The sequence below is a fragment of the Pantoea sp. SM3 genome (assembly GCF_000963995.1).
Lineage (GTDB): Bacteria > Pseudomonadota > Gammaproteobacteria > Enterobacterales > Enterobacteriaceae > Pantoea > Pantoea rwandensis_B.
Map to the genome: position 1 here is coordinate 1 of NZ_JZRD01000014.1, position 14,884 is coordinate 14,884.

General features: G+C 55.9%; 15 protein-coding genes. 3 read left to right on the top strand and 12 right to left on the bottom strand.

Features of this window, described 5'->3' with window-relative positions:
* A partial coding sequence (locus VI01_RS25570; RefSeq protein WP_045814858.1) for a hypothetical protein occupies positions 1 to 187 on the top strand: 187 nt, incomplete at its 5' end.
* A gap of 143 nt (positions 188 to 330) precedes the next feature.
* Here the strand turns inward: VI01_RS25570 and VI01_RS08915 are convergent.
* The 11 genes from VI01_RS08915 to VI01_RS08965 form a co-directional block, all read right to left on the bottom strand.
* On the bottom strand, positions 331 to 1,692 hold the full coding sequence (locus tag VI01_RS08915) for an ATP-binding protein (RefSeq protein ID WP_045814859.1): 1,362 nt from the start codon (positions 1,690 to 1,692) through the stop codon (positions 331 to 333).
* Positions 1,689 to 2,369 carry a response regulator transcription factor gene (locus VI01_RS08920; RefSeq protein ID WP_038645567.1) on the bottom strand — a complete coding sequence of 227 codons (681 nt, stop codon included), beginning with the start codon at positions 2,367 to 2,369 and terminating at the stop codon, positions 1,689 to 1,691. The genes VI01_RS08915 and VI01_RS08920 overlap by 4 nt, the downstream gene beginning before the upstream one ends.
* Positions 2,370 to 2,547: 178 nt before the next feature.
* A complete protein-coding gene (cysM, locus tag VI01_RS08925) occupies positions 2,548 to 3,429 on the bottom strand; it encodes a cysteine synthase CysM (protein ID WP_045814860.1) in 882 nt (293 codons plus the stop codon).
* Positions 3,430 to 3,501: 72 nt separating this feature from the next.
* Positions 3,502 to 4,590, bottom strand: coding sequence for a sulfate/thiosulfate ABC transporter ATP-binding protein CysA (cysA, locus tag VI01_RS08930; RefSeq protein WP_045814861.1), 1,089 nt, complete (start codon positions 4,588 to 4,590; stop codon positions 3,502 to 3,504).
* Positions 4,580 to 5,452, bottom strand: a complete 873-nt coding sequence (gene cysW / locus VI01_RS08935; RefSeq protein ID WP_045814862.1) for a sulfate/thiosulfate ABC transporter permease CysW — start codon at positions 5,450 to 5,452, stop codon at positions 4,580 to 4,582. Before cysW ends, cysA begins: the two co-directional genes overlap by 11 nt.
* Positions 5,452 to 6,285, bottom strand: a complete 834-nt coding sequence (gene cysT / locus VI01_RS08940; protein ID WP_034825859.1) for a sulfate/thiosulfate ABC transporter permease CysT — start codon at positions 6,283 to 6,285, stop codon at positions 5,452 to 5,454. Before cysT ends, cysW begins: the two co-directional genes overlap by 1 nt.
* Positions 6,285 to 7,301 carry a sulfate ABC transporter substrate-binding protein gene (locus VI01_RS08945; protein WP_045814863.1) on the bottom strand — a complete coding sequence of 339 codons (1,017 nt, stop codon included), beginning with the start codon at positions 7,299 to 7,301 and terminating at the stop codon, positions 6,285 to 6,287. Before VI01_RS08945 ends, cysT begins: the two co-directional genes overlap by 1 nt.
* A gap of 194 nt (positions 7,302 to 7,495) precedes the next feature.
* Entirely contained in the window at positions 7,496 to 8,392 is an 897-nt protein-coding gene (locus VI01_RS08950) for a Dyp-type peroxidase (RefSeq protein ID WP_045814864.1), read from the bottom strand.
* Positions 8,393 to 8,490: 98 nt separating this feature from the next.
* Complete coding sequence (locus VI01_RS08955) at positions 8,491 to 9,111, bottom strand: RpoE-regulated lipoprotein (RefSeq protein WP_045814865.1); 621 nt, start codon at positions 9,109 to 9,111, stop codon at positions 8,491 to 8,493.
* Between the two features lie 63 nt (positions 9,112 to 9,174).
* Complete coding sequence (locus VI01_RS08960; protein WP_156149346.1) at positions 9,175 to 9,636, bottom strand: DUF2919 domain-containing protein; 462 nt, start codon at positions 9,634 to 9,636, stop codon at positions 9,175 to 9,177.
* A gap of 7 nt (positions 9,637 to 9,643) precedes the next feature.
* On the bottom strand, positions 9,644 to 10,069 hold the full coding sequence (locus tag VI01_RS08965) for a GNAT family acetyltransferase (RefSeq protein ID WP_045814867.1): 426 nt from the start codon (positions 10,067 to 10,069) through the stop codon (positions 9,644 to 9,646).
* A 210-nt stretch (positions 10,070 to 10,279) separates the two neighbouring features.
* Between VI01_RS08965 and amiA the strand changes: the two genes are divergently transcribed.
* Together amiA and hemF are read left to right on the top strand one after the other, a co-directional pair.
* Positions 10,280 to 11,137 carry an N-acetylmuramoyl-L-alanine amidase AmiA gene (gene amiA, locus VI01_RS08970; RefSeq protein WP_045814868.1) on the top strand — a complete coding sequence of 286 codons (858 nt, stop codon included), beginning with the start codon at positions 10,280 to 10,282 and terminating at the stop codon, positions 11,135 to 11,137.
* A 47-nt stretch (positions 11,138 to 11,184) separates the two neighbouring features.
* On the top strand, positions 11,185 to 12,105 hold the full coding sequence (hemF, locus tag VI01_RS08975) for an oxygen-dependent coproporphyrinogen oxidase (protein ID WP_045814869.1): 921 nt from the start codon (positions 11,185 to 11,187) through the stop codon (positions 12,103 to 12,105).
* Between the two features lie 345 nt (positions 12,106 to 12,450).
* On the opposite strand, the gene maeB is transcribed toward hemF, so the two are convergent.
* Positions 12,451 to 14,730 carry an NADP-dependent oxaloacetate-decarboxylating malate dehydrogenase gene (gene maeB / locus VI01_RS08980; RefSeq protein WP_045814870.1) on the bottom strand — a complete coding sequence of 760 codons (2,280 nt, stop codon included), beginning with the start codon at positions 14,728 to 14,730 and terminating at the stop codon, positions 12,451 to 12,453.
* Positions 14,731 to 14,884: the final 154 nt, after the last annotated feature.

Here is a 14,884-nt window from a genome sequence, read left to right on the forward strand (position 1 = left end):
TGGTGCGATGGCGTTAGGGATGGTCGGTGGCGTTAGGGATGGTGCGGTCGGTCAGGACGACCAGGCAGATCGCAAAGACGGCATAAACCATCCCTGGGCCTCGTCCCTCGCCATCCATGGCGAGGGACGCTTTGCTCCTCTGCCCGGTCGTACTGCCCTACTCCACATTGTGCGTGCTGCTTTTTGACTGTATTAGATGTACGGCTTCGTGCGAACAGTTTCGTTGTATGGGTCGCAATGCATTGCGCGCTTGCCTGTGCCAACCGTACTGCATGGGCGCCCTGCTCTGGATTCACAAGAACGGGGGTAGATTGTGAGCGCTTTAAACCTTCAGTCTTGTTTCCAGCGCGGCAGCTTCAAGGTCAGCTCCAGACCACCTTCAGGGCGATTGACCGCCTGTACCTCACCGTGATGCGCCAGAATCACCTTACGCACGATGGAGAGTCCTAAGCCGTATCCCTTGCCCATCAGTGGCGAATTAACGCGTACGAAGGGATCGAAGATGCTGGAGAGCTTCTCTTCGTCAACGCCCGGCCCCTGATCGCGCACGCGAATCGCCAGCCACTGGTTCTCCGCCTGTAGCCTCACGCTGATATGCTGGCCTTTGTGCGAGAAACGCAGTGCATTACGCAGCACATTTTCCACACCACGACGAATCAACTCAGCATTGCCGTGCACGGTGTAATCGGCGTTCTCGTCCACCTGAAAATCGACTTTTACCCCCGGAATCTGAGCCTCATAGCGCACGTCCGTGACCACTGCGTGCAGCAGACCGGTGAGATCGAAATACTGCTCGCCCGGCATACTTTCGTGTTCCGCACGCGACAGCGTTAACAGCTCGCCAATCATCTTATCGAGACGGCGCGCTTCTTCATCAATGCGATTCAGGGAGGATTCGACGGACTCCGGCGTTTGCCGCGCCAGACCGGTCGCCAGTTGCAGGCGCGCCAGCGGTGAGCGCAGTTCGTGGGAGATGTCGTGCAGCAACTCCTCACGCGCCTTTACCAGCGTATCAAGACGCTCCACCATGGCATCGAAATCCTGCGCCACAATCGAAAGCTCATCGTGGCGCTTGCGCATTACAGGATAGAGCCGCACTGACAAATCACCACTGGAGACTCGCGCAAAACCTTCACGCAGCTGCCGCATCGGACGCGTCAGGTTCCAGGCTAGCAATAGACTGAACAGCAGACCGAGCGCGCCGGCAAAGGTAAACATCGGCTCCGGGATATTCAGAATCCGACGCGGCCCACCGCCGCCCATTGAGCTATCTTCTCGCAGCCCCTTCACGTCATAACGCAGCTCGTACTCTTTACCGTCCTGCCCTTTAACCCAGCGCACAATGATATCGGGGAAAGGCCCATGGAACGGCTCATTGATGCTCTCGGGCGGCGCATTATTGGGGGTAGACATAGGCCTGGAATGTTGAATCACGGAGAAGAACTGACGATCGTTGGGCTCCCAGTCAGCCATCATGTCATCCAATGAACTGGGACCACCACGTTCCAACACCGACACCGCAGAGGCCATCTGCAAATTCACAATACGCCGAATCGCCATCAGCTCTGGCGGTTCATGATGACTGCCGGAGAGCGTAAACCCCAGCCACAACATCTGGCTAATGATGACAAAAACGATCCAGAAGCCCAGCAATATCTTCCAGAACATGCGGCCACGGTAGCTGTGTTTCATCGAATGCGATAACCAATACTGCGCACAGTTTCAATGTTGATGCTGTCGGCGGTCAATGCGGCCAGCTTCTGACGAATGTTGCTGATATGCACATCCACGCTGCGATCGTAAGCTTCACGCGGGCGACCCAGCCCTTTTTCTGACAATTCGTCCTTCGACACCACGCGATCGGGCGCACGCAGCAGCAGATCCAGCAGGTTGAACTCCGATGCCGTCAGATCAAAGGCTTTGCCCTGCCATTCGGTGATGCGCGTGGCCGGATTCAGGCTCAACTCGCCCCAACGCAGTACTTCTTTTTTGTCCTGCACCGGTGCCTGATCTTCAAAACGACGCAGTACAGCACGCAGACGCGCCACCAGCTCACGCGGATAGCACGGCTTTGGCACATAGTCGTCCGCACCCATTTCCAGGCCAATCACGCGATCGATATTGTCGCCTTTCGCCGTCAACATGATCACCGGTAAGCGGCTGTTCTGACGCACCTGCCGCAGTACATCAATACCGCTCATATCCGGCAGCATTATGTCGAGAATCATCGCGGTATAGTTGCCCGACAGCGCCCCTTCAATCCCGGCGCTTCCGGTTAAAACCAATTGCGTTTCAAAACCTTCCGCAATCAGGTACTGGCTCAGCATGGTGCCAAGTTCTACATCGTCATCAACAAGCAGAATTTTCATCTTTATCTCTCGTACAAAATTGCCGCTATTTTGGCCTGAGTTGGCAATGAGCGCAGCCGATTTTACTCGATCCTTACAGTGCCAACACCAGAGGATTATCAGGGAGACTATAGACAAAAATGGCCCGGTCGCACCACAACAGCGCAAGCAGGCCAGATAAAATGCGGGGAAGAGGAGATCAGTGGAACACGCCGGTTGAGAGATAACGGTCACCGCGATCGCACACTATCGCCACCACGACGCTGCCGGGATGGGCAGTGGCGATGCGCAGCGCGCCTGCCACAGCACCACCGGAACTCACGCCGCAGAAAATCCCTTCACGTTGCGCTAGCGCACGCATGGTTTTTTCGGCTTCCAGCTGTGCCATATCGATGACCTCATCCACTAACTCAGGACGGAAAATCCCCGGCAGATAAGCTTCAGGCCAGCGACGAATGCCCGGAATGCTGCTGCCCTCCTGCGGCTGTAAACCAATCACTTTCACGGCGGGGGCAAACTCTTTCAGATAGCGTCCTACGCCGGTGATGGTCCCCGTCGTGCCCATACTGGAGACAAAATGGGTCATGCGGCCCTGCGTCTGCTGCCAGATTTCCGGGCCGGTGGTGAGATAGTGGCCGAGTGGATTGTCGGGATTATTGAACTGATCCAACACCCTGCCCTCACCGCGATCGGCCATCTCTTGCGCTAAATCGCGGGCGCCTTCCATGCCCTGTTCGCGCGTCACCAGGATCAATTCCGCGCCGTAGGCACGCATCGCGTCCTGCCGCTCCTGGCTCATGTTATCGGGCATCAGCAGGCGTAATTGATAGCCTTTCATCGCCGCGATCATCGCCAGGGCGATGCCAGTATTCCCACTGGTGGCTTCAATCAGAGTATCGCCGGGTTGAATGTCACCGCGCTGTTCCGCCTGATGAATCATCGACCAGGCAGCACGATCTTTTACCGAACCGGCCGGATTATTGCCTTCCAGCTTTAACCAGATTTCACTGCCGTTATCGGGCGTCAGGCGTTGCAGCCTGATCAACGGCGTATTACCGATGGTATTTTCCAGTGTGGTCACGGTTTGATTCCAGACAGAAGAGAGGCAAATAAATCGGGCGGGAAAGTCCCGCCCGAAGGAGTGTCAAAAATATCAGGCGCTTTCGGCAAAGGCAACCGGACGCAACGGCGCAGTGCCATGGTAAAGTCGTGCCTGTTGCAGGCCAACAAACAGACGTTCGCCACGGATCGGTGCAGTGTGGTCGCCGTCATAGACTACCGAGAAGACATCGCCCTGCCAGCCGCTTGGCTGCACCACTAATTGCCAGAAGTGACCGCGCGGGCTGATCTCCAGCACCTGCACCGGGAGCGGCGTTTCCAGGCTGCTCTGACGCGAGATATCCACTTCCCACGGACGCAGGAACAACTCGACCTCACCCTGATGTGCGGGCGTGTAACCCAATGGCCAGCGATGTGCACCCACATGGAATTGCGAACCGTGCACTTCACCGTCAAAGCGATTCACTTCGCCGAGGAACTCCAGCACAAAGCGGGTAGCCGGTTCCTGCCAGACTTCGTCAGGCGTGCCGACCTGTTCGATATTACCCTGGCTCATCACCACCACGCTGTCAGCGACTTCCATCGCCTCTTCCTGGTCATGCGTCACAAACACGCTGGTGAATTTCAACTCTTCGTGCAACTGACGCAGCCAGCGACGCAGCTCTTTGCGCACCTGCGCATCCAGCGCGCCGAAAGGTTCATCCAGCAGCAAGATCTGCGGTTCCACTGCCAGCGCACGCGCCAATGCCACGCGCTGCTTCTGTCCACCCGAAAGCTGAGCCGGGAAACGATTGGCGAGATGCGCCAGCTGCACCATCTCCAGCAGGCGCGTCACACGCTGTTTAATTTCAACTGCGGATGGGCGCTCACGGCGCGGCAACACGGTTAAACCAAAGGCGATGTTATCGAACACGGTCATATGGCGGAACAGCGCATAATGCTGGAACACGAAGCCGACCTGGCGATCGCGCGCGTGAATGCGGCTGACATCTTTACCGTGGAAATGAATCTGCCCGCTATTCTGATGCTCAAGACCCGCGATGATGCGCAGCAGCGTGGTTTTACCCGAGCCTGACGGCCCCAGCAGCGCCACCATTTTGCCGGTAGGAATATCCAGAGAGATATCGTTTAGCACCGGCGTATGGCCGAACGCTTTGTTAATGTGTTTAATCTCAATGCTCATGATTTTCCTCCTGTTGGCGCTTCTGCTGATGCTCTAATCGCCACTGCACCACGCTTTTCAGAAACAGCGTCACAATTGCCATCAGGGTTAGCAGCGCGGCAGCGGTAAAAGCGCCAACGGTGTTGTAATCCTGATGCAGTAATTCAACCTGAAGCGGCAAAGTATAGGTCTCGCCGCGAATCGATCCCGATACCACCGAGACCGCACCAAATTCACCAATCGCACGGGCGTTAGTCAGTACCACACCATAAAGCAGCGCCCAACGAATGTTCGGCAGTGTCACACGACGGAACATCTGCCAGCCGGAAGCGCCTAACAGCACTGCGGCTTCATCTTCATTGCTGCCTTGGCTCAACATCACCGGTACCAGTTCGCGAACCACAAACGGACAGGTGACAAAAATGGTCGCTAATACCATGCCCGGCCAGGCAAACATAATCTGGATGTTATGCGCATCCAGCCAACCGCCTGCCGGACCGTTAACGCCCCAGAACAGCAGATACATTAAACCTGCCACCACAGGCGACACGGCGAAGGGAATATCAAACAGTGTCAGCAGCAGTTGGCGACCCGGAAACGTAAAGCGCGTCACCAACCATGCCAGTAAAGTGCCAAACACCAGGTTAACCGGCACGGTAATCAATGCCACCAGGATGGTCAGCCAAATGGCATGCAGCATGTCGCCATCTTTCAAATTAGAGAGCGAGGCGATTATCCCCTGACTCAGCGCTTCCCAGAAGATGCTGATCATCGGGACCACCAGCAACAGGAAGGAGATCAGCACACCCACGCCAATCAACACCCATTTCCCCCAGTTCACCGGCTGACGCTCCGCGTGATTAATCTGTGAAATCTCCGCCATTAGTGGCCTCCTAAGCGGCGGCCAAAGCGGCTCTGCAGTGTGTTAATCGCGAACAGCAACAGCAGCGAAGCGGCCATGATGACCGAGGCGATAGCACTGGCCGCCGGGTAATCAAACTCTTGCAGGCGAACAAAAATCATCAGCGAGGTGACTTCGGTTTTCCACGCGATGTTACCTGCGATAAAGATAACCGCACCAAACTCACCCAGGCTGCGCGTGAAGGATAACGCCGTGCCCGCTAACAGCGCGGGCGCCACCTCTGGCAGCACCACACGGCGGAAACTTTGCCACGGTGTCGCACCCAGCGTTTCAGCCGCTTCTTCATATTCCGGGCCTAACTCTTCCAGTACCGGCTGCACCGTGCGCACCACAAACGGGATGCTGGTAAAGGCCATCGCCACTGCAATGCCCAGCCAGGTGTAAGAGACTTTGATGTCGAAATGGGCCAACCATTGACCATACCAACCACTCACCGAGAACAACCCCGCCAGCGTCAGGCCGGCGACAGCAGTAGGCAGTGCAAACGGCAGATCCATCAGGCCATCCAGCAATGCGCGGCCAGGGAAACGGTAACGGGTCAGAATCCAGGCCATTAACATGCCAAAGAACGCATTGAAAATGGACGCCACACCCGCCGACAACAGCGTGACTTTATAAGCCGCAATCAGCTGTGGATTGGTGACCACATCCCAATATTGCGCCAGCGTCATGTTGGACAACTGCATCAGCAGCGCGCTGATTGGCAACAGCAGGATCAGGCAGGTAAATAGCAGGCTGGTGCCAAGGCTGAGACCGAACCCCGGCAGCACGCGCTTTTGCGCTAAGGCAAACATCAACCGCGCCCCGCTGCCAGTAATTTATCCAGCTCACCGCCGCTGGCAAAATGGGTTTTCATCACGTTATCCCAGCCGCCAAAGGCATCCTGCACATTAAACAGCGCGGTCTGCGGGAAGCGGTCTTTCTGTTCCGCCATCAGCTGTGGATTGTTCACGCGATAATAGAAACCGGTAATGATTTTCTGCGCCTCAGGGGAATAGAGGAAATTCAGGTAGGCTTTTGCCGCGTCTGCAGTGCCGTTGTGCTCGACGTTTTTGTCGACCCACGCCACCGGAAACTCCGCCAGAATATTAGTCTTAGGCACAATGACTTCGTAGTCATCTTTGCCGTATTGATTGCGGATGTTGTTCACTTCCGATTCGAAGCTGATCAGCACATCCCCTAAACCGCGTTCGGCGAAGGTGGTCGTCGCGCCACGGCCGCCGGTATCAAACACTTCGACGTTTTTCAGGAATTTCGTCATAAAGGCTTCGGTTTTGGCTTTGTCTTTACCATCCGCCTGATCGGCAGCGCCCCAGGCCGCCAGATAGGTATAGCGACCATTACCGGAGGTTTTCGGGTTCGGGAACACCAGCTTCACGTTATCGCGCGCCAAATCCGACCAATCGTGGATTTGCTTAGGATTCCCTTTGCGCACCAGAAACGCCATGGTGGAGTAGAACGGTGAGCTGTTGTTCGGCAGACGGGTTTGCCAGTCAGCCGGGATCAGGTTGACTTTGTCATGCAGCACCTGCACGTCAGTGACCTGATTGTAGGTCACCACATCCGCGCGCAGCCCTTGCAGAATAGCCAGCGCCTGTTTTGATGACCCGGCATGCGATTGTTTAATCGTCAGCTTGTCATTGGGATGTGCTGCATTCCACTGTTGTTCAAATGGCGCATTCAGGGCAACAAACAGCTCGCGCGAGACATCATAAGAGCTGTTCAACAACTCTGTTGCCTGCGCTGCACCGGCTAACGCCAGTGACAAGGCGATTCCGCTCATCCATTTTTTCGCAATCGGAAGTGTCATGCTGCACCCTGCTAGTCGGCGAAATCGCCAATGCCATTAGATGCTGTCAGTGTATTTATAACTCAGGGCAAACCAGTAACGGTTTTATATATCGTTTGGGGATTTCAAAGTCTAAAAAGGCATAAGACGGCGGGAGAGTTTATGCGAAGAGCGGGATTAACCGTGAGCGGCGCAGAGGGCCGCTCACCCGCCTGTTACAGCGCTTGTAATGCGTCCAGTGAAGGCGCGAAGAAGTAGCTGCCGGTGACCGGTTTGGTGAAACGCAGCATCGCATCCATCTTGCCATCGCGCTCACCGAACATGCTCAGCAATTGCTGCTCAATGTTATAGAGGCGGTTGCAATAGGAGATGAAGTACAGCCCGTGCGTGCCACTGGCGGTGCCGTACGGCAAGCTCTGGCGCAGGATTTTCAGCCCTTTGCCCTCTTCTTTCAGATCAACGCGGCTCAGATGTGAGGTCACGGGACGTTGGTCGCCGGGTAACTCCTCGTTATCCACCTTGGTGCGACCCATAATCGCTTCCTGTTTCTCTACCGCCATGCGGTTCCACAGTTTGAGATTGTGTTCCCAGCGTTGAGTGAACACGTAACTGCCGCCCGCATCCGGCCCCTCGGCGATAATCGCCACCTGCTGACGTGCTTCGCCCTGCGGGTTTTCGGTGCCATCGACAAAGCCCGACAGATCGCGATCTTCAACCCAACGGAAGCCGTGCGTCTCTTCTTCAATCACGACCGCATCAGCAAAGGCGGCGAGTGCGGCCTGCGCCAGCGAGAAGTTCACGTCATGACGTAACGACTGGATATGGATGAGCAAATCACGCTGGGTCGCAGGCGCAATACCTTTACCCAGTGGCGCGAAAGCTTTCAATTCCGACGCGGAAGAGGCACCTTGCAGGTCGCGCCACAACGCATCACCAAAGGCGATCACCGCGCCCAATCCGGCATCGGCAAATTTCTGTTGTAGCGCTTCGAGTTGCTGCAGAAATGATTTGCTGCCCTGACGCAGCGCATTGAGGTCACCCGTGACGCGGGCTTCAAGCCAAATGGCGAAACGGCGGTGTTCCAGCAGGATCCCGCTCTGAAATTGAGACATTGCACTGCTCTCCGGCATGATGAGTTAAGACGTTTTTTTCGCCTGTATCATACCGGAAAGCCACACTGAGGCTGTGCGTTAACGCAACTTTTTTTCGCTTAGCGCTGCCAAACGATCTTGCTGATTTTCCAGCTTTTTAAGGTATCGTCAGCGGGCATCAAACCCTCAGGGCCGTGCCCTTCTCCGCTGTAGATATAGGAGATGTGCTGGCTACCCGGCGCACGGCATTCCACATCGCGCGCATCTAATCCCGAGACCAGTTTGCAGTTATCGAAGGCTTTACTGAATTTGTCGCTAAACAGATCGCCGATTTTGCTGCCATCAGCGCTTTTGGCTGCCGTGTCCAAGACTTCAATGCGCTCTACGCTGCTTTGACCATTGATCACCAGCTTCAGTTTGCCGTCATCCAATGCCTGCCAGAAATCCACCACCTGACCATTTTGCGTGCGCATCCCCTGACGCAGTTGGTAATCGTTGTTCAGCGCTTTACCAATCGCCGCTTCCGACATCGCCGTGGTGCTGCTGAGTCCAGCCACACCCTGCTCGCTCACGGTTAACGAACCGCCAAACCAGTTCATTGGATTCAGTGCCGACCAGTGATAGCTCAGCGGATTATACCAATGGCTTTCGCTCGCGCTAGAGGCGGAAGAGGAACCTGAACTGGCGCATCCTGCCAGAATCATGGCGCTGACCAGCAGTGCGGGACGAACAACTTTCATGAATACTCCTTGATCTTCTGTGCCGATTGGCGTGCCTGTTGGAGTCGCAAATCGGCAAAAAGTTTATTCGAGATGCAGATGTTCCGGCAGAAAACAGTCGCGCAAGCGCTGATGGGTTTGCAGCCAAATCAACGCCAGCAGATCAAACAGCGTTAAAAGTAGCGGCCACGGAGCGTCCGGAAAAGCGCCCTGTATCAGCCCATAGCCTTGCGACAACAGACTGATCAATAACGACACACTCAGCACCTGCCGCCAACTCTGCCACAGGCGCGGCCAGCGTTGGCGATAGCCGGTCAGCAGCAAACCCGCTGCCGCCGGAATGCCCAGCGCCAATCCAATCCAAAAGCTCTGACGGTCGGGATAGAACAGCGCCAGCAGATCGTTACCCTGTTGACGGGACGCGCCCGCCATCACCAGTAACAGCCAGGTGCGCGCCTGCAATAACAGAATCAGCCAGAAAAGAAACGGCAGCCGTAGCTGCCCTTTTGCATCGTATTCGTCTGGCAAATATTTCAGCCCCATCATCGGCGGCTTAATACTCGCGGTCTTCGATTAAACGTTTACCCAGTAACACCGAGTCCACAAGCTCGTAATCGAGCTTTTCGTAGAAGGCGAGCACCTGGTCATTTTCTTCACGCACCATCAGATTGATTTTCGGACAGCCCCGCGCGATTAACTTCTTCTCCAGGCGATTCATTAAGGCATTCGCAAAGCCGCGCCCTTGATAATCGGGATGCACCGCCAGATAGTAGACCGATCCGCGATGGCCATCGTAACCGCCCATCACCGTGCCGACCACTTCGCCGCCCACTTCCGCCACCAGAAACAGTTCGGGATCGTGGTTCATTTTACGTTCGATATCCAGTTCCGGATCGTTCCACGGACGTAACAGATCGCAACGCTCCCAGAGCGTGATCACTTCTTCAAAATCTTCCTGGCGGAATGAGCGGATTTCCATCGGCGTTACCCTGCTGTTAGGCACAATTCGCTGATTATCACGCATTCTTTGCCAGGCGCAACCCTCACGCCGCGCAACGGCGGAAAAAAACGGCTAAATTGCTGTTAGTACCGTGTAATACAAAGTAATGCGCTGAAATGGTTGTGAAGTCGCCGAAGGGCAATTGTTACGATATAACACTGGGCAGGATTTCCTGTCAGGGACACAATTATGAATAAAATTTCACTGCTGAAGCGCCTTACCAATCGCCGCCAGCTGATTCTTTCTGGCCTGGCGCTGGCGGTGCTGTCACCCCGTGCGGTGATGGCAAAAGAAGAGAGCGCCGATTTGCGCGTCAGCAAAGGTCACACCCCGCCTAAACCGGCGACTAACGGTAAACGCATCGTGATGATCGATCCCGGTCACGGCGGCATTGATTCGGGCGCGGTTGGCGAAGAGGGCTCGGAAGAGAAACATATCGTTCTGGCAATTGCCAATACCGTGCGCACGCTGCTGCAAAATCACCCTAAAGTGGAAGTGCGACTGACGCGAGAAAGCGATCACTTTATTCCGCTCTATCAACGCGTCGAAATCGCGCATCAGCACGGCGCCAATCTTTTTATGTCGATTCATGCCGATGGTTACACCAGCCCGGATGCCAATGGCGCGTCAGTTTTCGCGCTGTCGAACCGCGGTGCCAGTAGCGCCATGGCGCGCTACATGTCGCAGCGCGAAAACGATGCCGATAAAGTCGGTGGCGCGGAAGTGCAGGAGAAAGATAATTATCTGAATCAGATTCTGTTCGATCTGGTCCAGACCGATACCATCCGCAATAGCCTGACGCTGGGCAAACACGTATTGGATCAGATTCGCCCGGTGCATCATCTGCACAGTCAGCATACCGAACAGGCCGCGTTTGCCGTGTTGAAGTCGCCCTCGATTCCTTCTGTGCTGGTCGAAACATCATTCATTACCAATCCGCGAGAAGAGCAGTTGCTGGGCACCACCGCCTTCCGCCAGAAGATCGCCAGCGCGATTGCCGACGGTATCGTCAATTACTTTAACGAGTACGATCGGCACCAGGCGTAGCTTTTTCCTGTGATAGAATCGCGGCAAATTTCCGGAACGAGTGACTCATGAGCAATCCCGATATTTCCCGCGTCAAAGCGTTTTTACTGACGCTGCAGGATGAAATTTGCGCCCAGCTGGCAGCAGCCGATGGCACAGCGACCTTCGCCGAAGATGACTGGCAGCGCCCCGGTGGCGGTGGCGGACGCAGTCGCGTACTGCGCAACGGCGCGGTGTTTGAGCAGGCAGGCGTGAACTTCTCTCACGTACACGGTGATCAGATGCCCGCCTCCGCCACTGCGCACCGCCCCGAACTGGCCGGCCGCAGCTTTGAAGCCATGGGCGTGTCACTCGTTGTGCACCCGGAAAATCCGTACATCCCAACCAGTCACGCCAACGTGCGTTTCTTCATTGCTGAGAAGCCGGGTGCCGATTCGGTGTGGTGGTTCGGCGGCGGTTTCGATCTCACTCCGTATTATGGTTTTGAGGAAGATGCGCTGCACTGGCATCAAACCGCGTTTGATCTGTGCCAGCCGTTTGGCGAAGACGTCTATCCACGCTACAAAAAATGGTGTGATGACTATTTCCACCTCAAACATCGTAACGAGCAGCGTGGCATTGGCGGGCTGTTTTACGATGACCTGAATACGCCAGACTTTGATCACTGCTTCGATTTTATGCAGGCGGTGGGCAAAGGATATCTGGATGCCTATTTACCGATCGTCGCCAAGCGCAAAGCGCTGCCGTGGGGCGAGCGCGAGCGCCAGTTCCAGCTCTATCGCCGCGGGCGTTATGTCGAATTCAATCTGGTGTGGGATCGCGGCACGCTGTTCGGCCTGCAAACCGGCGGCCGCACCGAATCGATTTTGATGTCGATGCCGCCACTGGTGCGCTGGGAATATGATTACCAAACCGAAGCCGGCACGCCGGAAGCAGCGCTTTACAGTGATTTCTTGCCGGTGAAGGATTGGCTGGGATTGGGTGAATAGTTCTTTTGCAGGAAAGCACAAATGTTGATGGCCTTAGCCCCTCTGCTGCTGCAAGGGCTATCCGCAGCGCTGAGGCTTTTACGTTGGGCCAGAAGGTTCACGCAGGGATGCGTGAATCAGTTCGGGGCCGACCAGGGATGGTCGATCCCCGAACGATCCGTAGGCACAACGTGGAAGCCGAGGGCACCGCGTTAGCGGCGCGAGGACTGCCCGGCAGTAGCAGTGGGGCTAAGGCCCACACCAACCCCCTCCTAACTTTTAGCCCTTAGCCCTTAGCCCTTAGCCCTTAGCCCTTAGCCCTTAGCCCTTAGCCCTTAGCCCTTAGCCCTTAGCCACGTCATCACATCACAACGGCTCGGTTTGCGCCTCCACCACCGCTAATGCCACCATATTCACAATGCGCCTCACCGATGCAATCCGCGTCAGCACGTGCACCGGCTTGCTAATCCCCATCAATACCGGCCCGACCGTCACCCCTTCCGAACACGACACGCGCAGCAGGTTATAACTGATACGTGCCGCCTCCACATTCGGCATAATCAGCAGATTCGCGGTGCCTTTCAGCGGGCTGTCGGGCATCAGTTCACGCCGGATACTCTCCACCAACGCCGCATCACCGTGCATCTCACCGTCGATCTCCAGTTCCGGCGCACGGCTTTGAATCAGCGTCAACGCCTCGCGCATTTTACGTGCCCCCGGCGCATTAGACGTGCCAAAGCTGGAGTGCGACAGCAGCGCCACGCGCGGTTCAATACCAAAGCGACGCACCGTTTCGGCCGCCAGCAGCGTGATATCCGCCAACTGTTCCGCACTGGGATCTTCATTCACATAGGTATCTGCAATAAAAGTGTTACCGCTCGGCAGCAGTAACGCGTTCATTGCCCCAGCGACTTTCACGTCGTCGCGGAAACCAAACACCTTCTCCACCACATCGTAATGCTCGCGGTAATCGCCAATGGTGCCACAAATTAACGCGTCGGCTTCGCCACGATGCACCATGATCGCACCGATCAAGGTCGGATTGCCGATCACTGCCCGCTGGGCCGTTTCCGGAGTGACCCCGCGCCGTTTCATGATCTGATAATACTCGTTCCAATACTCTTTAAAGCGCGGGTCGGACTCATTGTTGACGATCTCAAAATCCTTGCCCGCTTCAATCTTCAACCCTTGCTTCTGAATACGCATCGCAATCACGTTTGGACGACCAATCAGAATCGGCTTCGCCAGCCCCAGCGACACCAGCTCTTGCGTCGCATGCAACACGCGCACCTCCTCTCCTTCCGCCATCACCACGCGCTTCGGATCTTTGCGTGCCTGCGAGAAAATCGGCTTCATAAACAGGTTGGTTTTATATACAAATTCGGTGAGCTGCTCGCGATAGGCATCAAAGTCAGCGATGGGCCGGGTCGCCACGCCGGACTCCATCGCCGCTTTCGCCACAGCAGGCGCGATCTGCACAATCAAACGCGGATCGAACGGTTTCGGGATCAGATATTCCGGTCCAAAACTCAGATCCTGATCATCATAGGCGGAGGCCACCACATCGCTCTGCTCGGCCTGCGCTAAGGCCGCAATCGCATGCACCGCCGCCAGTTTCATCTCTTCGTTAATGGCCGTCGCGCCAACGTCCAACGCCCCGCGGAAAATAAACGGGAAACACAGCACGTTGTTCACCTGATTCGGGAAATCCGAGCGTCCGGTGCAGATAATCGCATCCGGTCGAACCTCTTTCGCCAGCGGCGGCATGATCTCTGGTTCAGGATTGGCGAGCGCCAGAATCAGCGGGTTCTGCGCCATTTTCTTCACCATCTCTGGCGTCATCGCTTTCGGACCCGAGCAGCCGAGGAAGATGTCCGCACCGGCAATCACTTCATCCAGCGTACGCGCGCCTTTATCTTCTATGGCGTACTCGGCTTTGGTCGGCGTCATATTGAGTTCACGATCGCGGTAAATCACCCCTTTGGAATCGCACACCACAATGTTGTGCTTCTGCATGCCGAGCGCCACCAGCAAATTCAGGCAGGCAATTGCTGATGCGCCCGCCCCAGACACCACTAGCCGCACATCTGAGATGGCCTTTTTCACGATGCTCAAACCATTGAGCACCGCCGCAGTACAGATGATCGCCGTCCCGTGCTGATCGTCGTGAAACACCGGAATCTTCATGCGCTCGCGCAATTCCTGCTCAATGTAAAAGCACTCTGGCGCTTTGATATCTTCGAGGTTGATGCCGCCAAAGGTCGGCTCCAGCGCGGCAATCACCTCAATCAACTTATCCGGGTCCAGCTCGTCCACTTCGATATCGAACACATCAATGCCGGCGAATTTCTTGAACAATACCCCTTTGCCTTCCATCACCGGTTTACCGGCCAGCGCACCGATATTGCCGAGACCGAGCACTGCCGTTCCGTTCGAAATCACCGCCACCAGATTGCCGCGTGCGGTGTATTTGTGCGCCGCCAACGGATCGGCAGCAATCTCAAGGCAGGGTGCCGCCACACCCGGCGAATAGGCCAGCGCTAAATCACGCTGCGTCGCCAGTGGTTTGGTGGGGGAAACCTGAATTTTTCCGGGAGTGGGATATTGGTGGAAATCGAGCGCACTTTGCTTGAGTTGATCGTCCATTTGGCATCCTTTGACACGGCTGAAAAACCACCAGTATAGGAATCTGCGGCACAAAAGAGGGTGAAGGCGCTCAAAGAACGAGGGCACAGATTGCCACGGCTTCGCCTGCGGCTTTGGCGCAGCCTGCTATCCTTAATGATGGCAAAACACGTAG